Genomic DNA, 21,993 nt, shown 5'->3' on the forward strand with positions numbered 1-21,993 from the left:
GCGGTTCTTCGTTATCGATCAATCTTGTCGGCGCACGTGCCTGCATCCAGAGATGCCGCGGATCCGGCTTCGCCGGTCCCAGGCATCGCCCCCTTGCGGGGTGACGCCGAAGGCGGCGCGGGGGGGGTGAAGAGCGACCTCAGTCGCTCTTTACTTTGCTGGCCCTGCCTTCGAGGAAGGCGCGCACGCGTTCCTTGGCCTCGGGAGCGTTCTGCACGATGGCGGCCATCAACGCTTCGGTGAAGAAGCCCTGGTCGGCCGGTTGTTCGGCGATGCGCGGCAGGGCGTGCATCAGCGCGTAGTTGGTCAGCGGTGCGTTGCTGGCGATGCGCGTGGCCAGTTCCATGGCTTTTTCCAGCGCCGTGCCTTCGGGCACCAGGTACTGCGCCAGGCCGATGCGCTCACCGTCCTCGGCCTTGTAGACGCGGCCGGTGAACATCATGTCGGCCATGCGCGCGGCACCGATCAGGCGCGGGATGCGCACCGAGCCGCCACCGCCCACGAAGATGCCGCGCGAGCCTTCGGGCAGCGCGAAGAAGGACGAGGCGTCGGCCACGCGGATGTGGCAGGCGCTGGCCAGCTCCAGGCCACCGCCGACCACCGCGCCGTGCAGCGCCGCGACCACCGGCACCGGGCCGTGCTGCACGCACTCCAGCGCGGCGTGCCACATGCGCGAGTGGTGCAGGCCCTGGCCGGCGTCGCGTTCCTGCAGTTCGGAGAGGTCCAAGCCGGCGCAGAAGTGGTCGCCCGCGCCGTGGATCACGGCGGCGCGCACGCCTTGCGGCATGCCCTGGAAGATGTCGCGCAAGGCGAGGATCAGGCCGTCGTTGAGCGCGTTGCGCTTGGCGGGCCGGTTCAGCGTGATGACCGCGATTTCGGACGATGCGCCTTGCAGGCTCAGGCTGATGTCGGTGGAATGGATGGGCATGAGGCAGGAAGGGCTTGCTTGAAGTGAGGTCGCATTATTGTTATAAACAATAACCAAAACAAGCGCGCCGGTCGAAAACGACCCCCGTGTTTTCCCTAATCTCCGGAGACAAGATGGACCACAAGAACCTCCTCGCGATCGACATCCACACCCACGCGGAAGTGAGCTGCCGCAACCCCTTCGACAACTATGGCGAGGAGTACGACCGCGCGGCCGACAAGTACTTCGGCAGCAACCGCCGGCCCACCATCGCCGAGACCATCGCCTACTACCGCGAGAAGAAGATCGGCCTGGTGATGTTCACCGTGGACAGCGAGTCCAAACTCGGCCGGCGCCGCATTCCCAACGAAGAGATTGCGCAGGCCGCGCGCGAGAACAGCGACATGATGATCGCCTTCGCCAGCATCGACCCGCACAAGGGCAAGATGGGCGCGCGCGAGGCCGAGCGGCTGATCGCGGAGGAGGGCGTCAAGGGCTTCAAGTTCCACCCCACGGTGCAGGGCTACCACCCCTACGACAAGATGGCCTGGCCGATCTACGAGGTGATCAACGCGCACAAGCTGCCCGCGATCTTCCACACCGGCCACAGCGGCATCGGCTCGGGCATGCGCTGCGGCGGCGGCTTGCGGCTGGAGTACAGCAACCCCATGCACCTGGACGACGTGGCGATCGACTTCCCCGACATGCAGATCGTCATGGCCCACCCCAGCTTCCCCTGGCAGGACGAGGCGCTCAGCGTGGCCACGCACAAGCCCAACGTGTGGATCGACCTCTCGGGCTGGAGCCCGAAGTACTTCCCGAAGCAGCTGGTGCAGTACGCCAACACGCTGCTGAAGGACCGCGTGCTGTTCGGCAGCGACTACCCGCTGATCACGCCCGAGCGCTGGATGAAGGACTTCGAGGTCGCCGGCTTCAAGCCCGAGGTGATGCCCGGCATTCTCAAAGGCAACGCGGTGCGCCTGCTGGGCCTGGACACCTGAGGCCGCGCCCATGCAGGCCTTCACCACGCTGGCCGACATTCAGCGGCTGGAGCAGACCCCGCGCGGGCAGACCGCGCCGCACCGCAGCCCGTATGCGCTGATCCGTGCCACGGCCGAGCGTTTCCCCGAGCGCGAGGCGTTCACCTTCCTGCCCGATGCCGGGCTGGAGACGCCGCCCCGGCGCGTGAGCTACCGCGCGCTGCTGGCCGACATCCACCGCGCGGCCAACCTGTTCCGCTCGCTGGGCGTGGGGCCGGACGACGCGGTGGCGCTGCTCGCGCCCAACCTGCCCGAGGCGCATGCGGTGCTCTGGGGCGCGCAGCTCGCGGGCCGCGTGTGCCCCATCAACTACCTGCTGCAGCCCGATCACATCGCGGCGCTGTTGAAAGCCTCGAACGCGAAGCTGCTGGTGGCGCTCGGGCCCAGCGGCGAACTGGCGGTGTGGCCGGTGGCCCAGCAGGTGGTGCAGCACCACGTGCTGCCCTTGCTACAGATCCGCGTGGGCGAGTCCACCGCGCCCGAGGTGCCGGTGCTGCAGGACCTGCTGGCCGCGCAGCCCGAGGCGCTGGGCTTCGAGCCCGACCTGGACCCCGATCGTGTGGTGGCGCTGTTCCACACCGGCGGCACCACGGGCGCGCCCAAGCTCGCGCAACACACACAGGGCAACGAGGCGCACACGGCCTGGTTCGCCCATGCCTTCTACGACCTGGACGAACACGCGGTGGAGATCAACGGCTTTCCGCTGTTCCACGTGGCCGGCGCGTTCGTCTACGGCCTGGCCCTGCTGGCGGTGGGCGCACGGCAGGTGCTGCCCACGCTCAGCGGCATGCGCAACACCGGCTTCGTGCAGCGCTACTGGCGGTTCTGCGAACGCGAGCGCGTGACGCACCTGGCCTGCGTGCCCACGGTGCTCGCGGCCCTGATGGGCGTGCCGGTGGACGCGGACATCACCACCGTGCGCGCGGCCTACACCGGCGGCTCGCCGCTGCCGTCCGAACTCGCGCAGCGCTTCGAAGCCGCCACCGGCATTCCCGTGCGCAACATCCTGGGCATGACCGAGTGCGCGGGGCTGGTGAGCATCGAGCCGCTGCTCGGTCCGCGCACGCCCGGCTCGGCGGGCCTGCGCCTGCCCTACACCGAGGTGCACGCTGTGCCCTGGCGCGACGGAGAGGCGAAACTGAGCGAGCGCTGCGCGGCGGGCGAGACCGGCGTGCTGGTGCTGCGCGGTCCGCACGTGAGCCCGGGCTACACCGATGCCGCGCGCAACGCCGGGATGTTCGAGCGGGGCTGGATCGTCACCGGCGACCTGGGCCACCTCGACGAGGCCGGCCGCATCCACATCACCGGCCGCGCGAAGGACGTGATCATCCGCGGCTCGCACAACATCGACCCTGGTCTGGTGGAAGACGCGTTCCTGGCGCACCCCGCCGTGGCGCTGTGCGCAGTGGTGGCCGAGCCCGATGCCTACGCGGGCGAAGTGCCGGTGGCCTTCGTGACGCTCAAGCCGGGGACGGCGCTGCTTGCCGACGAGTTGCTGGCGCTGGTTGCGCCGCAGGTCTACGAACGGCCGGCGGTGCCCAAACGCGTGGTGCTGCTCGACGCCTTGCCGATGACGGCGATCGGCAAGGTGTTCAAGCCCGAGTTGCGCCTGCGCGCGATCGAGATCAAGCTGGCGGAGAGTCTGCGCGAGTGGGCGCCCGGTGTGCCGGCGCGCGTGCAGGCGCTGGAGCGGGGCGGGCGGCAGTGCGCGGTGATCACCGTGAGCGGCCCGCGCGACGACGCGTTGCGCGAGCGCCTGATGCAGGGCCTGGCGGCCATGGCCGTGCAGACCGAGTTGCGTTTCGAGTAGGCGCTACCAGCCGCCGCGCGTGAGCCAGCGCTCGACCTGATCGAGCTTGTCCACGCCCCAGAACGGTTCGCCGTCCACCACCACGGTTGGCGAGCCGAACACGCCGGCTTTCAGCGACGCGTCGACCATCGCGCGCAGCAGCGATGCGGCTTCTTCACCCGCGGCCGCCTCGGCCACCGCGTCGGCCGACAGGCCCTCGGGCAGCGCCAGGCCGCGCAGCGATGCCGGCGTGGAGAGGTCCTGACCCTCGCCCCAGTAGGCGGCGTAGATGGCGTGGGCCAGCGCGGCCGCGTGTTCGGGCTGGTGCTGCTTCACCCAGGCAAAGGCGCGCGCGCAGGGCAGGGGGTTCATCACCGGGTCGTTCGGCTGGCGCTTCATCGCAAGGCCGTGTTCGCGCGCGTGGCGCAGCACATCGCGCGCGGTGTAGGGGCCTTTGAGGGGCGTGTCCATCAAGGGCTTGAGGCCCATCACCTTCATCACCGACACGCCCAGCAGCATGGCGCGCCAGTCCACCGTGCGGCCGTGGCGCGCGGCCAGGGCTTCGATGCGCAGGGAGGCGAAGTAGCCGTAGGGCGAGATGAAGTCGAAGTGGAACTGGAGGGGCTCGATCGAAATATTGCTAGCAGGTTTCATAACAATATGGAATAGCTGTTTGTACCTAAACGGTCTGGCTCGGTGGGTACGATGGCCGCACAGTGTGCCTGTTGTGTCTGACGCGGCACATGCCATGTCCTGGCCCGCCCTGCAGGGTGCGCCGCACGGACCTTTCTTCCTCCCTCTTTTTTCTTTCAGGAGTTTCTCCATGACCTTCCTTCGACGCCGCAAAGCCATCGTGGCGATGGCCGCCCTGGGCGCAGCCACCCTGGCGGGCAGCGCCCTGGCGCAGCAGACCGTGACGCTGCGCCTGCACCAGTTCCTGCCGCCGACGGCGCCGATTCCGGCGCTGGCCATCGTGCCGTGGGCGAAGAAGGTCGAGGCGGAGTCGGGTGGCCGCATCAAGGTGCAGCTGTTCCACTCGATGTCGATGGGCGGTTCGCCGTCGCAGCTGTTCGACCAGGTGCGCGATGGCGTGGTGGACATCTCCTGGACGGTGCTGGGTTACACGCCGGGCCGCTTCAACAAGGCCGAAGTGTTCGAGCTGCCGTTCATGAGCGGCAAGGCCGAGCCGGCGTCGCGCGCGTTCCACGAGTTCGTGGAGAAGCACGCGGCCGACGAGTTCAAGGACGTGAAGCTGCTGGCGGCGCACACGCACGGCCCGGGCCTGTTCCACACGAAGGAGCCTTTGGCGAAGCTGGAGGACCTCAAGGGCAAGAAGGTGCGCGGTGGTTCGCGCGTGATCAGCAACATGCTGCTGAAGCTGGGTGCCACGCCGGTGGGCATGCCGGTGCCGGCGGTGACGGAGGCGATGACCAAGGGTGTGATTCAGGGCACGACGATTCCGTGGGAGGTGGTGCCCTCGCTGAAGATTGCCGAGATCGTGAAGAACCACACCACGTTCTCGGGTCCTCAGGGTTTGTTCACGCAGACGTTTGCGCTGACGATGAACCGCAACAGCTATGACAAGCTGCCGGCGGATCTGAAGAAGGTGATCGACGCGAATTCGGGTGTCGAGACCGCCGCGCTCTTCGGCCGCGCGATGGATGAGGGTGACCGCGTGGGCCTGGCATCGGCGACGAAGCTGGGCAACAAGGTGGTGACGCTGGATGCCACCGAAACCCAGCGCTGGAAGGCGGCTGCTGCAGTGGTTGAAGCAGATTGGGTGAAGGAGGTGCAGGCCAAGAACATCGACGGCGCCAAGCTGGTGTCCGAGGCGCGAGCCCTGATTGCCAAGCACAGCAAGTAATTCAAGTTTCGTTTGAATTGCTCCGGGTCGCTCGTTTTCGGGCGGCCCTTTTTTTCGTGCCTGCGTGGTGGGCAGGGTCGGGTGGTCCGGTCATGCTGGCGCCGGCTGCTCGCGGGCGTCTGCCCGGGGGCGCCACCACCCCTTCGTCAACACCGGACGGGCGCGCGCCCTTGTGTGGCAACCGCGAATGGGCCGGCGCCCTCATGCCCAAACCACCCGCCCCCAGCACCATGTTGGCGCGCAAAGGGTGGTGCGCCTACGTTGTTTTGCAGGACGGTGGCGGCGTCCGAATGCGCAGGCCCCCATTCGCGGTTGCCACAGAGGCTGCGCACCAACAGACGTGTTTACGAAGCGGCGTGAGCGCACCCGGGCAGCCGCCCGCGAGCAGGGCCGGAGCAGTCGGATCCCGCCGCCGGCCTGACGCGAGGTCTCCGCCAGAAACTCAGCCCCCCCAAACCTCCCGCGCCGTCTCCACCACGAGGGCGAGTTTGCGACGCTGGTCTTCCACAGCGATGTTGTTCCCGTGCACGGTCGAAGAGAACCCGCACTGAGGCGACAGGCACATCTGCTCCAGCGGCGCGTACTTGGCCGCCTCATCGATGCGCCGCTTCAGATCGTCCTTGCTCTCCAGCTGACCGAACTTCGTCGTCACCAGCCCCAGCACCACCACCTTGTCCTTGCTCAGGTAGCGCAGAGGCCGGAAATCCCCCGAGCGGTCGTCGTCGTATTCCAGGAAGAACGCATCCAGCTTCATCTCCGACAGCAACGCCTCCGCCACCGGCTCGTAGTTGCCCGCAGCCGCGTGCGTGCTCTTGAAGTTTCCCCGGCACAAATGCATCGCCAGCGTCATTCCCGCCGGCTTGTGCGCCACCACCTTGTTGATGAAACCCGCATACCGGTGCGGCAACTCGTTCGGATCGTCCCCCCGCTGCCGCGCCGCCTCCCGCATCCGCTCATCGCACAGATACGCCATGTTCGTGTCGTCCATCTGCACGTAGGTGCAACCCGCGTCCGCCAGGCTCTGCAACTCCTCGCCATACGCCTTCGCCACATCGTCGTAGAACACCGGGTCCAGCTCCGGGTAGGCCTCCTTGCTGATGCCCGCGCGCCCACCCCGGAAGTGCAGCATCGTCGGCGATGGAATCGTCACCTTCGGGGTGATGGCCGGCAGCCCCAGGGCCGCCACCTGCGCCTTCAGGTACTCGAAGTCCGCCAACTGGATGTTCTTCGCGTGCCGCACCTTGTCGATCACGCGGATCACCGGCGGCGCCAGCTCCTCCGTGCCGTCCGGCTTCCTGATCGTCACCGGAATGTCCGTCTTCACACCGCCCAGCTGCTCCAGGAAATCGATGTGGAAATACGTGCGGCGGAACTCGCCGTCCGTGATCGACTGCAGGCCCACATCGGCCTGGAACTTCACGATCTCGGTGATCGCCCGGTCCTCCACCTCGCGCAGCTGCGCCGCACTGATCTCGCCTTTTGCCTTCTTCTCGCGTGCTTCGAGCAGGTAGGCCGGTCGCAGAAAGCTGCCGACGTGGTCGGCGCGGAACGGGGCATGGGTGCGCAGGCTCATGGTGGAAAACGTCCTCGGGTCGTTGGGGTTCTGGAAATGGGGTGAAGGCGCACTTTGCCAGCCTTCAATGCATACATAAACCTATGGAAAACCCCGATTCGATGGCAAATCACTTGAAAAATGGCGGTTTCTGTATACATTGCGTATCCCATGACATCGGACGCCACCATCCTGTCCCCGCCCGAGCCCGCGGGCGCCGCCACCGAGAGCGCGCAAGTGCGCGCCCTGCTGCAGCTGCGCGAACTCATCCTCTCAGGTGAGCTGGCCGGCGGCTCGCGCATCGCTGAACTCGCGATCGTGGAGCGCCTGGGCGTCTCTCGCACCCCCATTCGCGCCGCGCTGATGCGCCTGGAGCAGGAAGGCCTGCTCGAAGCCCTGCCCAACGGCGGCTACGTGGTGCAGACCTTTTCCGAGCGCGACATCGCCGACGCGATCGAACTGCGCGGCACGCTCGAAGGCCTGCTGGCCCGGCTGGCGGCCGAGCGCGGCGCGCCCGGCGCGGTGCTGCTCGACGCCCGGCAATGCCTCCACCGCCTGGACACGGTGCTGGCCGTGCCCGCGCTCGACGACAAGGGCTTCTCCGACTACGTGGCGCTCAACAGCCAGTTCCATGCCCTGGTCTGGGAAATGGCCGACAGCCCCACCATCGCACGCCAGCTGGACAAAGTGCTCACCCTGCCGTTCGCCTCGCCCTCGGGCTTCGTCGTGATGCAGGCCCATTCCCAGCGCGCGCGCGACATGCTGGTGGTGGCGCAGGACCAGCACCGCCAGGTGCTCGATGCCATCGACCAGCGCGAAGGCACGCGCGCCGAGGCCATCATGCGCGAGCACTCCCGCCTGGCCCAGCGCAACCTGCGCGAGGTGCTGGCCGGCCACGCCACGGTGCACGCGCCGGCCTCCATGCCGGCCATCAAGCTCATCCGCCGCCGCTGAGGCGGCCGACAACCCGAAGGTTTCATAGAAAAACGGCATAGCTGAAAGTCGGTTATCTGGCTGGCGAACATGCCGGCGGCCATGCACAGTGTGGGCAAGACGTTCTTCAAGCCTGCCGGAAGTCGGAGTGCGCCCACACGCTACCGACCCGGCGAACACAAGGAACTGGAGACAAGCATGAGATTCATCCAACGCCGAACCGCCTTACTGGCCGTGGGTGCCCTCGCTGGTGCCCTGATGGCGGGCAACGCCATGGCCCAGCAGGTCACGCTGCGGCTGCACCAGATGCTGCCGCAGCAGGCCACCATCCCGGCGCGCGCGCTCATCCCATGGGCGCAGAAGGTGGAGGCCGAGTCGGGCGGCAAGATCAAGGTCCAGTTGTTCCATGCCATGGCCCTGGGCGGCGCGCCCCCGCAGCTGTACGACCAGGCCCGCGACGGCGTGGTGGACCTGACCTGGACCGTGCTGGGCTACACCCCGGGCCGCTTCAACAAATCCGAAGTCTTCGAACTGCCGTTCATGAGCGGATCGGCCGAGGAGTCCTCGCGCGCCTTCCAGGAATACGTCGAGAAGTTCGCCGCCGACGAATTCCGCGAGGTCAAGCTGATCGCGGTGCACACCCACGGCCCCGGCCTGTTCCACACCAAGACGCCGGTGACCGGCCTGGAAAGCCTGCGTGGCATGAAGGTGCGCGGCGGCTCGCGCGTCATCAACAACATGCTCACCAAGCTGGGCGCCACGCCCGTGGGCATGCCGGTGCCGGCCGTGACCGACGCCCTGTCCAAGGGCACCATCGACGGCACCACCATCCCCTGGGAAGTCACGCCCTCGCTCAAGGTCACGGAGTTGGTGAAGAACCACACCACCTTCGCCGGCAAGCAGGGCCTGTACACCCAGACCTTCGCGTTCTCCATGAACCGCGCGAGTTACGAGAAGCTGCCGCCCGACCTCAAGAAGGTGATCGACGCCAACTCCGGCATCGAGACCGCCGCCCTGTTCGGCAAGGCCATGGACGACGGTGACAAGGCCGGCCGCGAGATCGCCGAGAAGGCCAAGAACAACATCGTCGCGCTCGACGCGGCCGAGACGCAGCGCTGGCGCCGCACGGCGGCCACGGTCGAGACCGACTGGGTCAATGAAATGAAAGGCAAGAACATCGACGGAGCGAAGCTCCTGTCGGAAGCGCGTGCGTTGATCGCCAAGTACCAGCGATAATCCCGCACCCCCCACGGGACGGCCCTCCTGGCCGTCCCTCTACTGAGTGACCGATTCGCTTTCGCTGTGCTCAGCGGACGTGAATTGGTCGTTTTTTTGAAGGTGACAAGTTTGAAAGTGCTGTCTTTATTGGCCAGGTTCTGCGCCATCCTGGCCGGGGTCCTGCTCACGGTGATCACCCTGGTCACCTGCATCAGCCTGATCGGCCGCAACACCATCGGCACCACGCTGGTGGGTGACTACGAGTTGACCGCTGTCACCGCCGGCGCGGCGATCGCGCTGTTCATGCCGTGGTGCCAGCTCAAGCGCGAGAACATCATCGTCGACTTCTTCACCGCCAAGGTGTCCGAAGCCGGCGTCGCGCGCCTGGACCGCTTCGGCAGCCTGCTGCTGGGCCTGCTCATGTTCGCGCTGGCCTGGCGCACCGCCATCGGCGGCATGAGCGCCTACGCGTCGCAGACCACCACGATGATGCTGGGCTTCCCGGAGTGGATCACCTACGCCTTCATGGTTCCGCCCTTCATCTTGACGGGCCTGATCGCCCTCTATCAGGTGTTTTTCGGTAATTTTTCGGAGCAGGGCGAATGAGTTCTTTGAGTCTCGCGGGGATGATCTTCGCAGTGATGCTGGTCCTGATGGCGATCCGTGTGCCGATCGCCGTGTCGATGTTTGCCGCCGGCACCTTCGGCTACATCTACCAGGTGGGCCTGCCGCCCTTCTTCAACAACCTCAACGGCATGGCGTTCGCGCGCTTCGCCAGCTACGACCTCTCGGTCATCCCGCTGTTCATCCTGATGGGCAACTTCGCCACCCAGGGCGGCATCTCCAAGGCGCTGTTCCAGTTTGCCGCCGTGGTCATGGGCCGCTTCAAGGGCGGTCTGGCCATGGCCGCCGTGCTGGCCAGCGCGGGCTTCGGCGCGATCTGCGGTTCCTCGGTCGCCACGGCGGCCACCATCACCTCGGTGGCCCTGCCCGAAATGAAGCGCCACGGCTATTCCGGTCGCCTGTCCACCGGCACGCTGGCCGCCGGCGGCACGCTGGGCGTGCTGATCCCGCCCTCGGTGCCGCTGGTGATCTACGCCATCCTGACCGAGCAGAACATCGCCAAGCTGTTCGCCGCGGCCATGATCCCCGGCATCATCGCGATGCTGGGCTACATGATCGCCATCGCGGTCTATGTGCGCCTGGTGCCCGGCCACGCCCCTGAAAAGGACGCGGAACAAGCCAAGATGACCCTGGAATCCCTCATGGGTGTCCTGCCCATCGCGGCGGTGTTCCTGATCGTCTTCGGCGGCATCTACGGCGGCCTGTTCACGCCCACCGAAGGCGCGGGTGTCGGCGCGGCCGCCACCTTCGTCGCGGCCCTGTTCAAGCGCGAACTCACCTGGGCCAAGGTCAAGCTGTGCTTCTACTCCACGGCGGCGGCCAGCGCGATGATCTTCATGATCTTCATCGGCGCCGACCTCATGAACTCGGCCCTGGCCCTCACGCAGGTGCCGGCGCAGCTGGCATCGGTCATCCAGGGCTGGGACGTCTCGCCCCTGATGGTGGTGGGCGGCATCCTGCTGTTCTACGTGGTGCTGGGCGCGGTGATGGACGAACTCTCCATGATCCTGCTGACCATCCCGATCTTCTTCCCCGTGGTCATGGGCCTGGACTTCGGCATGCCGCAGGAATCGGTGGCGATCTGGTTCGGCATCATGGTGCTGATGACCGTGGGCTTCGGCCTGCTGGCGCCGCCCGTGGGCCTGAACGTGTACGTGGTCAATGGCATGGCCAAGACCGTGCCCATCGGCGAGAGCTACCGCGGTGTGATGCCCTTCCTGTGCAGCGATGTGATCCGCTCGTTGCTGGTGCTTTTCTTCCCGGCCGTCTCTCTCTGGCTGGTTCAATTCGTGGGGTGATTTGACATGACGACCTTCCTGAATTTCCGCCGCCGCACCGTGATGGGTGCTGCCCTGGCCACGGCCGCCCTGGGCCTGGCCCTGCCCGCCGCGGCACAGTCCACCTTCCCGTCCAAGGGCCTGCGCATCGTGGTGCCCTTCGGTCCCGGCGGCGTGGGCGACCTGACCGCCCGCATCGTGGCCGAGAAGCTGACCAGCCAGCTCGGCCAGCCGGTGGTGATCGACAACCGCCCCGGCGCCGGTGGCGTGGTGGCGGCCGAGTCGGTCGCGCGCTCCGAGCCCGATGGCCACACCATGTTCCTGATGTCCAACGGCACGGCCGTGACGGCCAGCCTGTTCCAGAAGCTGCCGTTCGACACCATCAAGGACTTCACGCCGGTCTCCACGCTCGGCTACTTCGACATCGCCGTCGTGGTGCCCGCGAACTCGCCGCACAAGACCCTGGGCGAGCTGGTGAGCTTCGCCAAGGCCAACCCCGGCAAGATCAACATCGGCAGCATCAACATCGGCAGCACCCAGCACCTGGCGGCCGAGCTGTTCAAGAGCACGGCCGGTATCGACGCACAGATCGTGCCCTACAACGGCTCGCCCGCGCTGATCGGTGCCATCCGTGGCCAGCAGGTCGATGTGGCGGTGGAAATCCTGGCCCCGGTGCTCACGCAGATCCAGGGCGGCGCACTGCGCGCGCTGGCCGTGACGGGTGAGAAGCGCTCCATCGTGCTGCCCGAGGTGCCCACGGCGGTCGAGGCCGGCGTCAAGGACTACATCGCGTCGTCCTGGAACGCGCTGGCCGTGCCGGCCAAGACCCCGCGCGCCGTGGTGGAGCGCCTGCACAAGGAGATCGCCACCGCGGTGGCCGATCCCGGCGTGCGCGAGAAGCTGCGCAACCTGAACATCGACGCCCGTTCCAGCACGCCCGAACAGAACGCGGCTTTGCTGGCGTCCGACATCCGCCGCTGGAGCGGGGTGATCGAGAAAGCGCGCATTCCCAAGCAGTAGCCTCCCCCCGCGCCGCTGCGCGGCTTCCCCCTCTCTCGCCTTCGGCGGGAGGGGGGCGCACGCTAGGACCGGCGGAGCCGGATCCTCGCGAGCCCTGGACAGGGTGCCGCGCTCCGGACCCATTCTTCCCCGCTACCCGCTCAGGCTCTCCCCGTGCTCGATATCCTGGCCATCACCGGGCCGATCTACCTTTGTATCGCGCTGGGTTTTGCGGCGGTGCGCTGGCGCATCTTCAGTGCGGCGGACATGCGGGTGATGGGCAAGTTCGTCATCCAGTTCGCGCTGCCGGCGCTGCTGTTCAATGCGCTGGCTTCGCGGCCGATCGCCGAGCTGTTGCAGCCGGCTTACCTGCTGGCTTTCGGCACGGGGTCGGTGGTGTGGCTGCTGATCAGCCTGTGGGGCGCGCGCCGCCTGCAGAAGCGCTCGCTGACCGAGAGCGCCTACACCACCATGGGCATGACCTGCGGCAACAGCACCTTCATCGGTTACCCGGTGGTGCTGCTGGCGATCGGGCCGCTGGCGGGCGTGGCGCTGGCGATGAACCTGCTGGTGGAGAACCTCATCAAGCTGCCGCTGCTGATGACGCTGGCCGACGTGGGGGCGTCGGACACGGCGCGCTCGTCCTGGCGGCACGCCTTGCGCGAAACGCTGCACCGCCTGGTGCGCAACCCCATGATCGTCGCCATCGTGCTGGGCTTCGTGGTCGCGCTACTGGGCTGGCCGATGCCTTCGGTGATCTCTCGCACCGTCAACCTGTTCGGTGCGGCCAGCGGCGGTCTGGCGCTGTTCATCATCGGCGGCACGCTGGTGGGCCTGCAAGTGCGCGGCCTGCGCCGGCAGGTGGCGCAGATCACGATCGGCAAGCTGCTGTTGCATCCCGCTGCGGTGTGGGCCGCCGTGATGCTGCTGCCCCTGATCGGCCTGCCCGCGCTCACCGGCGAATTGCGCGCAGCCGTGGTGCTGTCGGCCGCGATGCCCATGCTGGGAATCTATCCGCTGCTCGCGCAACGCCACGGCCATGAAGGCTTTGCTGCCGCCGCGTTGCTGGCGACCACCGTCGCGTCATTCTTCACCCTCAGCGCCATCCTCTGGCTGATGCGCCACAGCCCGGGTTGGCTGGGCTAAGCCTCCACTAATTTCCGGATCAATTCCAGTGTGGTCTGCTGCGTGAGCGTGGCGGGCCGCTGCGAGCTCACGGCCAGGCACAGGCGGGTGCGCAAGGGCGGGTCGCTCACCGGGCGCATGCGGTAGGCCGAGGGCCGGATCGAGCTGAGCACCGCGTTGCGCGAGAGCAGGGCGGCGCCCACGCCGTCGGCCACCAGGTCGAGGATGGCCGAGACGCCGTCGATTTCCAGCGCGATGTGGGGCCGGCAGCCGATGTTGGCCATTTCGGTCTCCACGTGCATGCGGATCGCGTTGGGCCGGCTCGGGATCACCAGCGGCAATTCAGCCACCTCGCGCAGCGGGACCGCCAGGGGCGGCGGGTCTTCCGGCAGGCCCGGCGGGCGAGGCTGCACCAGCACCAGCTCCTCGTCCTGCAGCGGGTGGATGTCGAGTTCGGGCGAGGGCTGGGCGTTGTAGAGCACGGCGATGTCCAGCCGCCCGGTCACCAGCCATTCCTGCATCGACATGGACAGGCCTTCGCTGATCGACAGGCTGGCCTGTGGCAGCTGCTGGCGGAAGGCGCGCGTGAGCGGCACCGTGAGCACGCGCGCCAGGCTGGGTGGCAGGCCGATGGCCACGCGCCCGGCCAGTGCGCCGCGCACCCGGCCCAGCTCTTCGCGCGCGCGCTCCACCTGGTGCAGGATGCCGCGCCCATGCGCCAGCAGGAGCTTGCCGGCCTCGGTGGGCGTGGCGCCCCGCCCGTTGCGCACCAGCAGGTTCTGCCGCAGCTCCACCTCCAGCAGGCGCACCTGGCGCGAGAGCGCGGGCTGTGCCACGTTCAGCGCCATGGCGGCGCGCGTGAAGCTGCCGAGTTCGGCCACGCGCACGAAGTATTCGAGTTGTTTCAGGTCCATGGAAAAGGTCGGGTTGCAGCCCCCATCATAGTTATGTGATTTTGTTCTAGCTGATAGCCACGACTGTGACTTTTCTTGAGGGGTGCTGGGGGTCACAATGCGCCCTTCAACCCGAGTCCCTGCCCATGACCACCGAGACCCCACCGAGCATCCGAGGCATTTCGTCCATGGCCACCCGCCAGGTGCTGGCCGAACTGGGCGCGGCGTTCGAGCAGCGCACGGGCTGTGCCGTGGCGATCGAGGCGGTGGGCGGCGTGGACGCCGCCAAGCGGGTCGCCGCCGGCGAGCGCTTCGACGTGGTGATCCTCGCCTCCGACGCGATCGACAAGCTGATCGCCGCCGGCCACCTGCAGGCCGGCAGCCGCGTGGACCTGGTGCGCTCCAGCGTGGCCGTCGCGGTGCGCGCGGGCGCGCCGGTGCCCGACATCGGCTCCGAAGCCGCGCTCAAGCGCGCCGTGCTGGCCGCGCGCAGCATCAGTTACTCCACCGGCCCCAGCGGCGTGGCGCTGGCCGCGCTGTTCGAGCGCTGGGGCGTGGCCGACGAGGTGCGCGCGCGCACCGTGCAGGCGCCGCCCGGTGTGCCGGTGGGCACGCTGGTGGCGCGCGGCGAGGTCGAGCTCGGCTTCCAGCAGCTCAGCGAGCTGATCCACGTCGACGGCATCACCCTGGTGGGCGGCATGCCGCCCGAGGTCGAGATCACCACCATCTTCTCCGCCGGCCTGCCCGTCGACGGACTGCATGCCGCCCGCGTGCGCGCCCTGCTCGAATTCATGACATCCCCCGATGCCGAGGCGGCCAAGCGCCGCCAGGGCATGGAACCCGCCTGAATCCACCGACCCCCAAAGAGGAGCCCCTACATGAGTCTCATCATCGACTGCCACGGCCACTACACCACCGCCCCCAAGGCGCTGGAGGCCTGGCGCAACCAGCAGATCGCGGGCATCCAGGACCCGGCGCTCATGCCCAAGGTCGCCGACCTGAAGATCAGCGACGACGAGCTGCGCGAGTCCATCGAGACCAACCAGCTCAAGCTGATGAAGGAGCGCGGCAGCGACATCACGCTGTTCTCGCCGCGCGCGAGCTTCATGGCGCACCACATCGGCGACTTCAACGTCTCCAGTACCTGGGCCGCCATCTGCAACGAACTCTGCTACCGCGTGTCCACGCTGTTTCCGGACAACTTCGTGCCCGTGGCCATGCTGCCCCAGTCGCCCGGTGTCGATCCGAAGACCTGCATCCCGGAGCTGGAGAAGTGCGTCAAGGAATACGGCGCGGTCGGCATCAACCTCAACCCCGATCCCTCGGGCGGCCACTGGACGAGCCCGCCGCTGACCGACAGGCACTGGTACCCCATCTACGAGAAGATGGCGGAGTACGACCTGCCGGCCATGATCCACGTGAGCACCAGCTGCAACGCCTGCTTCCATACCACCGGCGCGCACTACCTCAACGCCGACACCACCGCCTTCATGCAGCTCATCCAGGGTGACCTGTTCAAGGACTTCCCGACGCTGAAGTTCCTCATCCCCCACGGCGGCGGCGCGGTGCCCTACCACTGGGGCCGTTTCCGCGGCCTGGCGCAGGAGATGAAGAAGCCGCTGCTGGACACGCACGTGATGAACAACGTGTTCTTCGACACCTGCGTGTACCACCAGCCCGGCATCGACCTGCTCAACACCGTGATCCCGGTGAAGAACGTGCTGTTCGCCAGCGAGATGATCGGCGCGGTGCGCGGCATCGACCCGACGACCGGCAATTACTACGACGACACCAAGCGCTACATCGAGGCGTCGAAGATCCTGAGTGCGGACGACAAGCACCAGATCTACGAAGGCAACGTGCGCCGCGTGTTCCCGCGCCTCGACGCGCGCCTGAAGGCGAAGGGCCTTTGAAAAGGCCCACCCCCGCCGCGCTTCGCGCGACCCCCTGAAAGGGGGCGGCACCAGCGGCCCGGCAAAGCCGGTTCCGCGGTGCCTCTGGTTGAGACCCTTGCACGCGTGCGTGCGCTTGTGACTGAGGAGAAAGAAATGTACGAACTGGGCGTTGTGTATCGCAACATCACCCGCGCCGACCGCGCGGCCGCCGATGGCCTGGCCGCGCTGGGCTCGGCCACCGTCCACGAGGCCATGGGCCGCGTGGGCCTGCTCAAGCCCTACATGCGCCCGATCTATTCGGGCCAGCAGGTCAGCGGCACCGCCGTCACCGTGCTGCTGCAGCCCGGTGACAACTGGATGATGCACGTGGCCGCCGAGCAGATCCAGCCCGGCGACATCGTGGTGGCGGCCGTCACCGCCGAATGCACCGACGGCTATTTCGGCGACCTGCTCGCCACCTCGTTCCAGGCGCGCGGTGCCCGCGCGCTCATCATCGACGCCGGTGTGCGCGACGTGAAGACGTTGCAGGAAATGAACTTCCCCGTGTGGAGCAAGGCCATCAGCAGCAAGGGCACCATCAAGGCCACGCTGGGCTCGGTGAACATCCCCATCGTCTGCGCCGGCATGCTGGTGACGCCGGGCGACGTGATCGTGGCCGACGACGACGGCGTGGTCTGCGTGCCCGCCGCGCGCGCCGCCGCCACGCTGGACGCCGCGCGCAAGCGCGAGAGCTTCGAGGGCGAGAAGCGCGCCAAGCTGGCCAGCGGCGTGCTGGGGCTGGACATGTACAAGATGCGCGAGCCCCTGGCCGCCGCCGGCTTGAAGTACATCGACTGAACAGGGAATCACCCCTGCCGCGCTTCGCGCGACCCCCTCAAGGGGGCAACACCAGCGGCCCGGCAAAGCCGGTTCCGCGGTGTTTCTTGACAGGCTCATTTCATGCAGAGGGATTTGCAAATGACAAAACCGACTTCCGGTGACTTCACCAAGACCGCAGGCTGGCTCGACTGGTACACCGGCCCGAGCAAGCCGCGCTTCCAGCTGCCCGCCGGCGCCGTGGACGCGCACTGCCACGTGTTCGGCCCGGGCGCCGAGTTCCCCTACGCGCCCGAGCGCAAGTACACGCCCTGCGATGCCAGCAAGGCGCAGCTGTACGCGCTGCGCGACCACCTCGGCTTTTCGCGCAACGTGGTGGTGCAGGCCACCTGCCACGGTGCCGACAACCGCGCCATGGTGGACGCCTGCGTCTCCAGCGGCGGCAAGGCGCGCGGCGTGGCCACCGTCAAGCGCAGCGTGACCGACGAGGAACTGCAGCAGCTGCACGCCGCCGGCGTGCGCGGCGTGCGCTTCAACTTCGTCAAGCGCCTGGTGGACTTCACGCCCAAGGACGAGCTGATGGAGATTGCCGCGCGCATCCAGAAGCTGGGCTGGCACGTGGTCATCTACTTCGAGGCGGTGGACCTGCCCGAGCTGTGGGACTTCTTCACTGCGCTGCCCACCACCGTGGTGGTGGACCACATGGGCCGCCCCGATGTGAGCAAGCCCGTGGACGGCCCCGAGTTCGAGCTGTTCCTCAAGTTCATGCGCCAGCACCCCAATGTGTGGAGCAAGGTGAGCTGCCCCGAGCGCCTGAGCGTGACCGGCCCCAAGGCGCTGAACGGCGAACAGGCGGCCTACCAGGACGTGGTGCCGTTCGCGCGCAAGGTGGTCGAGGAGTTCCCCGACCGCGTGTTGTGGGGCACCGACTGGCCGCACCCCAACCTCAAGGACCACATGCCCGACGACGGCCTGCTGGTCGACTTCATTCCGCAGATCGCGCCCACGGCCGAGCTGCAGCAAAAATTGCTTGTCACCAACCCCATGCGCCTTTACTGGCCGGAAGAGGTCTGACCATGGCCCTGGACAAACCCTATCTGGACGTGCCCGGCACGACCATCTTCGACGCCGAGCAGAGCCGCAAAGGCTACTGGCTCAACCAGTTCTGCATGAGCCTCATGAAGGCCGAGAACCGCGAGCGTTTCAAGAAGGACGAGCGCGCCTACCTCGACGAGTGGGCCATGACGGAAGAGCAGAAGCAGGCCGTGCTCGCGCGCGACCTGAACTGGTGCATCCGCCTGGGCGGCAACATCTACTTCCTGGCCAAGATCGGTGCCACCGACGGCAAGAGCTTCCAGCAGATGGCGGGCTCCATGACCGGCATGACCGAAGAGGAGTACCGCAACATGATGGTCGCCGGCGGCCGTTCGGCCGAAGGCAATCGCGTGGTCGGCGAAGACGGCGATGCGCAGGCGCACCGCCAACCCCAAGGCAAAGGAAAGAGCTGACATGGCCCGCATCACCGCATCCGTCTACACCTCGCACGTCCCGGCCATCGGCGCCGCGCTCGACCTCGGCAAGACGCAGGAGCCGTACTGGCAGCCCGTCTTCCAGGGCTACGAGTTCGGCAAGCAGTGGATGAAGGACAACAAGCCCGACGTGGTCTTCCTGGTCTACAACGACCACGCGACCGCGTTCAGCCTGGACTTCATCCCCACCTTCGCGATCGGCACCGCCGCCGAGTACCAGCCGGCCGACGAGGGCTGGGGCCCACGCCCCGTGCCCAAGGTGATCGGCCACCCGGACCTGGCCTCGCACATCGCGCAGTCGGTGATCCAGCAGGACTTCGACCTCACCATCGTCAACAAGATGGACGTGGACCACGGCCTGACCGTGCCGCTCTCGCTGATGTGCGGCCCGCAGGACCCGGTCAAGGGCGCCTGGCCCTGCCCGGTGATCCCGTTCGCGGTCAACGTGGTGCAGTACCCGGTGCCCAGCGGCCGGCGCTGCTACAACCTGGGCAAGGCCATCGCCAAGGCGGTGGCCAGCTACGACGAGGACATCAACGTGCACATCTGGGGCACGGGGGGCATGAGCCACCAGCTGCAGGGACCGCGCGCGGGCCTGATCAACAAGGACTTCGACAACGCCTTCCTCGACAAGCTGATCAACGACCCCGAGGCCGCCGCCGACATCCCGCACATCGACTACGTGCGCGATGCGGGCAGCGAAGGCATCGAACTCGTGATGTGGCTGATCGCGCGCGGCGCGATGGCCGATGCGGCCGGCGGTCCCCGCCCGAAGGCCGTGCAACGCTTCTACCACGTGCCCGCGTCGAACACGGCGGTGGGCCACCTGATCCTGGAGAATGAGTAAACACCCCCGCCGCGCTTCGCGCGACCCCCTCAAGGGGGCGGCGCCTGCGGCCCGGCAAAGCCGGTTCCGCGGCACCCCTGGGTTAGATCTTTTTGCGCGTTTCGGACTGCGCTTCAAATAGAGGAAAAATGGACATGAGCAAAACCATCAAAGTCGCCCTGGCGGGCGCTGGCGCCTTCGGCATCAAGCACCTGGACGGCATCAAGAACATCGACGGCGTCGAGGTCATCTCGCTGATCGGGCGCGAACTGGACAAGACGAAGGAAGTGGCCGCCAAGTACGGCATCGGCCACGTCACCACCGAGCTGTCCGAGTCGCTCGCGCTCAAGGAGCTGGACGCCGTCATCCTGTGCACGCCCACGCAGATGCACGCCGAGCAGACCCTGGCCTGCCTGAACGCCGGCAAGCACGTGCAGGTCGAGATTCCGCTGGCCGACAGCCTCGCGGGCGCCCAGGCCGTGGTGGATCTGCAGAAGAAGACCGGCCTGGTGGCCATGTGCGGCCACACGCGCCGCTTCAACCCCAGCCACCAGTACGTGCACCACCAGATCCAGGCCGGCAAGTTCAACATCCAGCAGATGGATGTGCAGACCTACTTCTTCCGCCGCACCAACACCAACGCGCTGGGTCAGGCGCGCAGCTGGACCGACCACCTGCTGTGGCACCACGCCGCGCACACGGTGGACCTGTTCGCCTACCAGGCCAACAGCCCCATCGTGCAGGCCAACGCCGTGCAGGGCCCGATCCACCCGACGCTGGGCATCGCCATGGACATGAGCATCCAGCTCAAGGCCGCCAACGGCGCGATCTGCACGCTGTCGCTCTCGTTCAACAACGACGGCCCCCTGGGCACCTACTTCCGTTACATCGGCGACACCGCGACCTACATCGCGCGCTACGACGACCTGTTCAACGGCAAGGAAGAGCAGATCGATGTGTCCAAGGTGGCTGTGAGCATGAACGGCATCGAGCTGCAGGACCGCGAGTTCTTCGCCGCGATCAAGGAAGGCCGCGAGCCCAACTCGAGCGTGGGCCGGGTGTTCGCCTGCTACCAGGTGCTGGACAAGCTGGAACAGCAGCTCAACGCGGCCGGCTGAGCCGGCGCTGCCCGGGCGGACCGAGATGCACCCCAGCGCCTTCGACCACGGTCGCCTGTTCTTCGACACCTACCTGAGCCCGCAGTCCGCACCCACCGTGCTCGACATTGGGGCGCAGGACGTGAACGGTTCGCTGCGCTCGCTGGCACCGGCGGCCTGCCGCTACATCGGCGTGGACTTCGCGCCCGGGCGCGGTGTGGACGTGGTGCTGGACGACCCGTACCACCTGCCGTTCGCCGACGGGAGCATCGACGCCGTGGTCAGCAGCTCCTGCTTCGAGCACATCGAGCTGTTCTGGCTGAGCTTCAACGAGGTGCTGCGGGTGCTCAAGCCCGAAGGCCTGTTCTATCTCAACGCGCCGTCCAACGGCGACTTCCACCGCTACCCGGTGGACTGCTGGCGCTTCTACCCCGACGCCGGCGGCGCGCTCGTGCGCTGGGGCGTGCGCTCGGGCCACCGGCCGGCCCTGCTGGAGTCGTTCACCGCCTACCAGCAGCTCGACGTGTGGAGCGACTTCGTGGCGGTGTTCGTGAAGGACGAGGCCTGCATTGAGCGCCACCCCGCGCGCATGCTTGATCGGGTGGGGCGCTACATGAACGGTCGCCGCCACGGCGTGGAGGGCATCCTGTGCCCGCAGGACCACACGGAAGAGGGCGCCCGCCTGCGCCGCCTGACCGGCCACCCCCAGGGCCTGGGCTGAAGGCTCAGGCGGTCTTGCGCAGCCACAGGCTGCCGCCGGTGTTGCGCAGGCAGTCCGGCATGTGCGCGGCGAAGAAGTCCCGGTGGAAATGCGCCATGTAGGTGTTCATCAGCAGCACCTCGAAGGCGCTGTTGTACTGAAGGAAGGCCCGCACCATGTAAGCCTCGTTCCAGACCCGGCCTTCGTAGATCCACTCCTTCGGGTACTCGAAGGGGTAGAAGACGTCGTGCAGGTGGATCACCACGCCCGGGGCCAGCGCCGGGAAGATCTCGAACAGCAGGCGGTTGACGTCGCTGCCGATCTTGGCGACGTGCGTGGAGTCGATGAACAGCACGTCGTTCTCGCGCAGCTGGGTGAACACCGCCAGATCCACGTCCTGCAGCGCCTGGGCGAGCACGGTCGTGGTGGCCAGGTCTTCGGGCCGCAGCAGCGATTGCAGCAGCTGCGGGTAGGGGTCGATGAAGGTGGTGTGCATCGACGGGTCCAGGAAGTGCTGCCGGGTGTCCAGCGTGACGCACGACGAGTGGCCCGACCCGACCTCCACCAGGCGCGCGGGTCGCAGGGTGCGCAGCATGCAGTGCAGCATGATCGCGTCGGAGTAGCTGTAGGCCGGGTTCAGGTAGTGGTAGCGCAGCCCGGGCCGGGGCTCGTCGCCGAAGGGGATGTCGGGGTAGAGCGCCGCGAAGCCGTGCAGCAGCGCCAGCTGTTCGGGCTCGCGCAGGTCGATGCCGGGCAGGGTGGCGGGGGGCGCGCCGAACAACCGGGCCTCGTGGCGCCGAACCTCGTCCAGATCGGGCAAGGGCGAGTAGTAGTGGCCGGGCGGAAACATGGTGGGGGCGGTCTCGGGTGCGGTGGCGGTCGGGCGGACAAATTCTATCGAGCACACTA

Annotated in this window: 22 protein-coding genes; 17 read left to right on the top strand and 5 right to left on the bottom strand. The window is 67.3% G+C overall.

The features are described from left to right. Positions 1-139: 139 nt before the first annotated feature. Positions 140-928, bottom strand: coding sequence for a crotonase/enoyl-CoA hydratase family protein (locus ACODTB_RS01360; RefSeq protein ID WP_291116954.1), 789 nt, complete (start codon positions 926-928; stop codon positions 140-142). Between the two features lie 113 nt (positions 929-1,041). Between ACODTB_RS01360 and ACODTB_RS01365 the strand changes: the two genes are divergently transcribed. Next, on the top strand, positions 1,042-1,908 hold the full coding sequence (locus tag ACODTB_RS01365; RefSeq protein WP_291116957.1) for an amidohydrolase family protein: 867 nt from the start codon (positions 1,042-1,044) through the stop codon (positions 1,906-1,908). Between the two features lie 10 nt (positions 1,909-1,918). Continuing rightward, positions 1,919-3,757, top strand: a complete 1,839-nt coding sequence (locus tag ACODTB_RS01370; protein ID WP_291116960.1) for an AMP-binding protein — start codon at positions 1,919-1,921, stop codon at positions 3,755-3,757. Between the two features lie 3 nt (positions 3,758-3,760). Here the strand turns inward: ACODTB_RS01370 and ACODTB_RS01375 are convergent, their stop codons facing one another. Beyond that, entirely contained in the window at positions 3,761-4,390 is a 630-nt protein-coding gene (locus ACODTB_RS01375; protein ID WP_291116962.1) for a 2-hydroxychromene-2-carboxylate isomerase, read from the bottom strand. A gap of 169 nt (positions 4,391-4,559) precedes the next feature. On the opposite strand from ACODTB_RS01375, the gene ACODTB_RS01380 reads away from it, so the two are divergent. Then, a complete protein-coding gene (locus ACODTB_RS01380) occupies positions 4,560-5,600 on the top strand; it encodes a TRAP transporter substrate-binding protein (RefSeq protein ID WP_291116965.1) in 1,041 nt (346 codons plus the stop codon). Positions 5,601-6,042: 442 nt separating this feature from the next. Here ACODTB_RS01380 and ACODTB_RS01385 read toward each other — a convergent pair whose 3' ends face one another. Beyond that, positions 6,043-7,173, bottom strand: a complete 1,131-nt coding sequence (locus ACODTB_RS01385; RefSeq protein ID WP_291116968.1) for a 5-methyltetrahydropteroyltriglutamate--homocysteine S-methyltransferase — start codon at positions 7,171-7,173, stop codon at positions 6,043-6,045. A gap of 150 nt (positions 7,174-7,323) precedes the next feature. Here ACODTB_RS01385 and ACODTB_RS01390 point away from each other — a divergent pair, with 150 nt between their 5' ends. From ACODTB_RS01390 to ACODTB_RS01415, 6 genes are all read left to right on the top strand, one after another. Beyond that, positions 7,324-8,106 carry a GntR family transcriptional regulator gene (locus ACODTB_RS01390; protein ID WP_291116969.1) on the top strand — a complete coding sequence of 261 codons (783 nt, stop codon included), beginning with the start codon at positions 7,324-7,326 and terminating at the stop codon, positions 8,104-8,106. 177 nt (positions 8,107-8,283) lie between these two features. Further along, positions 8,284-9,321 carry a TRAP transporter substrate-binding protein gene (locus ACODTB_RS01395; RefSeq protein WP_291116972.1) on the top strand — a complete coding sequence of 346 codons (1,038 nt, stop codon included), beginning with the start codon at positions 8,284-8,286 and terminating at the stop codon, positions 9,319-9,321. 117 nt (positions 9,322-9,438) lie between these two features. Then, on the top strand, positions 9,439-9,909 hold the full coding sequence (locus ACODTB_RS01400) for a TRAP transporter small permease (RefSeq protein ID WP_366833473.1): 471 nt from the start codon (positions 9,439-9,441) through the stop codon (positions 9,907-9,909). Continuing rightward, the gene (locus tag ACODTB_RS01405; RefSeq protein ID WP_291116978.1) at positions 9,906-11,225 is read left to right on the top strand and encodes a TRAP transporter large permease; all 1,320 of its coding nucleotides are present in this window, start codon (positions 9,906-9,908) and stop codon (positions 11,223-11,225) included. The genes ACODTB_RS01400 and ACODTB_RS01405 overlap by 4 nt, the downstream gene beginning before the upstream one ends. Positions 11,226-11,231: 6 nt before the next feature. After that, positions 11,232-12,224, top strand: coding sequence for a tripartite tricarboxylate transporter substrate binding protein (locus tag ACODTB_RS01410; protein WP_291116981.1), 993 nt, complete (start codon positions 11,232-11,234; stop codon positions 12,222-12,224). Between the two features lie 153 nt (positions 12,225-12,377). Next, positions 12,378-13,349 (top strand): AEC family transporter, encoded by a 972-nt coding sequence (locus tag ACODTB_RS01415; RefSeq protein WP_291116984.1) that lies wholly within the window; start codon positions 12,378-12,380, stop codon positions 13,347-13,349. Here the strand turns inward: ACODTB_RS01415 and ACODTB_RS01420 are convergent. Further along, on the bottom strand, positions 13,346-14,242 hold the full coding sequence (locus ACODTB_RS01420) for a LysR substrate-binding domain-containing protein (RefSeq protein ID WP_291116987.1): 897 nt from the start codon (positions 14,240-14,242) through the stop codon (positions 13,346-13,348). The two genes, ACODTB_RS01415 and ACODTB_RS01420, sit on opposite strands and share 4 nt — an antisense overlap. A 125-nt stretch (positions 14,243-14,367) precedes the next feature. Between ACODTB_RS01420 and ACODTB_RS01425 the strand changes: the two genes are divergently transcribed. From ACODTB_RS01425 to ACODTB_RS01460, 8 genes are all read left to right on the top strand, one after another. Beyond that, entirely contained in the window at positions 14,368-15,069 is a 702-nt protein-coding gene (locus ACODTB_RS01425) for a substrate-binding domain-containing protein (protein ID WP_291116990.1), read from the top strand. A gap of 30 nt (positions 15,070-15,099) precedes the next feature. Then, positions 15,100-16,134, top strand: coding sequence for an amidohydrolase family protein (locus ACODTB_RS01430; RefSeq protein ID WP_291116993.1), 1,035 nt, complete (start codon positions 15,100-15,102; stop codon positions 16,132-16,134). A gap of 135 nt (positions 16,135-16,269) precedes the next feature. Beyond that, the gene (gene ligK, locus ACODTB_RS01435) at positions 16,270-16,953 is read left to right on the top strand and encodes a 4-carboxy-4-hydroxy-2-oxoadipate aldolase/oxaloacetate decarboxylase (RefSeq protein WP_291116996.1); all 684 of its coding nucleotides are present in this window, start codon (positions 16,270-16,272) and stop codon (positions 16,951-16,953) included. Between the two features lie 120 nt (positions 16,954-17,073). Beyond that, positions 17,074-18,006: an amidohydrolase family protein gene (locus tag ACODTB_RS01440; protein ID WP_291116999.1), complete on the top strand. Its 933-nt coding sequence runs from the start codon at positions 17,074-17,076 to the stop codon at positions 18,004-18,006. Positions 18,007-18,008: 2 nt separating this feature from the next. Then, entirely contained in the window at positions 18,009-18,440 is a 432-nt protein-coding gene (gene ligA, locus ACODTB_RS01445) for a protocatechuate 4,5-dioxygenase subunit alpha (RefSeq protein ID WP_291117001.1), read from the top strand. A 1-nt stretch (position 18,441) separates the two neighbouring features. Then, on the top strand, positions 18,442-19,308 hold the full coding sequence (locus ACODTB_RS01450; RefSeq protein WP_291117004.1) for a class III extradiol dioxygenase subunit beta: 867 nt from the start codon (positions 18,442-18,444) through the stop codon (positions 19,306-19,308). Positions 19,309-19,442: 134 nt separating this feature from the next. Next, a complete protein-coding gene (locus ACODTB_RS01455; RefSeq protein ID WP_488929053.1) occupies positions 19,443-20,405 on the top strand; it encodes a Gfo/Idh/MocA family oxidoreductase in 963 nt (320 codons plus the stop codon). 25 nt (positions 20,406-20,430) lie between these two features. Next, positions 20,431-21,105: a class I SAM-dependent methyltransferase gene (locus ACODTB_RS01460; RefSeq protein WP_488929054.1), complete on the top strand. Its 675-nt coding sequence runs from the start codon at positions 20,431-20,433 to the stop codon at positions 21,103-21,105. Positions 21,106-21,109: 4 nt separating this feature from the next. Here ACODTB_RS01460 and ACODTB_RS01465 read toward each other — a convergent pair whose 3' ends face one another. Continuing rightward, positions 21,110-21,934, bottom strand: coding sequence for a class I SAM-dependent methyltransferase (locus ACODTB_RS01465; RefSeq protein ID WP_291118809.1), 825 nt, complete (start codon positions 21,932-21,934; stop codon positions 21,110-21,112). Positions 21,935-21,993 lie beyond the last annotated feature (59 nt).

The sequence above is a fragment of the Hydrogenophaga sp. FG152 genome, from assembly GCF_057809615.1.

What these genes read in the sequence shown, in the direction of transcription:
- ligK (WP_291116996.1), top strand. Translation starts at nt 16,270, where the DNA reads ATGTACGAACTGGGCGTTGTGTATCGCAACATCACCCGCGCCGACCGC.
- ACODTB_RS01395 (WP_291116972.1), top strand. Translation starts at nt 8,284, where the DNA reads ATGAGATTCATCCAACGCCGAACCGCCTTACTGGCCGTGGGTGCCCTC.
- ACODTB_RS01430 (WP_291116993.1), top strand. Translation starts at nt 15,100, where the DNA reads ATGAGTCTCATCATCGACTGCCACGGCCACTACACCACCGCCCCCAAG.
- ACODTB_RS01405 (WP_291116978.1), top strand. Translation starts at nt 9,906, where the DNA reads ATGAGTTCTTTGAGTCTCGCGGGGATGATCTTCGCAGTGATGCTGGTC.
- ACODTB_RS01370 (WP_291116960.1), top strand. Translation starts at nt 1,919, where the DNA reads ATGCAGGCCTTCACCACGCTGGCCGACATTCAGCGGCTGGAGCAGACC.
- ACODTB_RS01460 (WP_488929054.1), top strand. Translation starts at nt 20,431, where the DNA reads ATGCACCCCAGCGCCTTCGACCACGGTCGCCTGTTCTTCGACACCTAC.
- ACODTB_RS01375 (WP_291116962.1), bottom strand. Translation starts at nt 4,390, where the DNA reads ATGAAACCTGCTAGCAATATTTCGATCGAGCCCCTCCAGTTCCACTTC.
- ACODTB_RS01440 (WP_291116999.1), top strand. Translation starts at nt 17,074, where the DNA reads ATGACAAAACCGACTTCCGGTGACTTCACCAAGACCGCAGGCTGGCTC.
- ACODTB_RS01420 (WP_291116987.1), bottom strand. Translation starts at nt 14,242, where the DNA reads ATGGACCTGAAACAACTCGAATACTTCGTGCGCGTGGCCGAACTCGGC.
- ACODTB_RS01465 (WP_291118809.1), bottom strand. Translation starts at nt 21,934, where the DNA reads ATGTTTCCGCCCGGCCACTACTACTCGCCCTTGCCCGATCTGGACGAG.
- ACODTB_RS01425 (WP_291116990.1), top strand. Translation starts at nt 14,368, where the DNA reads ATGACCACCGAGACCCCACCGAGCATCCGAGGCATTTCGTCCATGGCC.
- ACODTB_RS01360 (WP_291116954.1), bottom strand. Translation starts at nt 928, where the DNA reads ATGCCCATCCATTCCACCGACATCAGCCTGAGCCTGCAAGGCGCATCG.
- ACODTB_RS01365 (WP_291116957.1), top strand. Translation starts at nt 1,042, where the DNA reads ATGGACCACAAGAACCTCCTCGCGATCGACATCCACACCCACGCGGAA.
- ligA (WP_291117001.1), top strand. Translation starts at nt 18,009, where the DNA reads ATGGCCCTGGACAAACCCTATCTGGACGTGCCCGGCACGACCATCTTC.
- ACODTB_RS01410 (WP_291116981.1), top strand. Translation starts at nt 11,232, where the DNA reads ATGACGACCTTCCTGAATTTCCGCCGCCGCACCGTGATGGGTGCTGCC.
- ACODTB_RS01385 (WP_291116968.1), bottom strand. Translation starts at nt 7,173, where the DNA reads ATGAGCCTGCGCACCCATGCCCCGTTCCGCGCCGACCACGTCGGCAGC.
- ACODTB_RS01390 (WP_291116969.1), top strand. Translation starts at nt 7,324, where the DNA reads ATGACATCGGACGCCACCATCCTGTCCCCGCCCGAGCCCGCGGGCGCC.
- ACODTB_RS01450 (WP_291117004.1), top strand. Translation starts at nt 18,442, where the DNA reads ATGGCCCGCATCACCGCATCCGTCTACACCTCGCACGTCCCGGCCATC.
- ACODTB_RS01455 (WP_488929053.1), top strand. Translation starts at nt 19,443, where the DNA reads ATGAGCAAAACCATCAAAGTCGCCCTGGCGGGCGCTGGCGCCTTCGGC.
- ACODTB_RS01380 (WP_291116965.1), top strand. Translation starts at nt 4,560, where the DNA reads ATGACCTTCCTTCGACGCCGCAAAGCCATCGTGGCGATGGCCGCCCTG.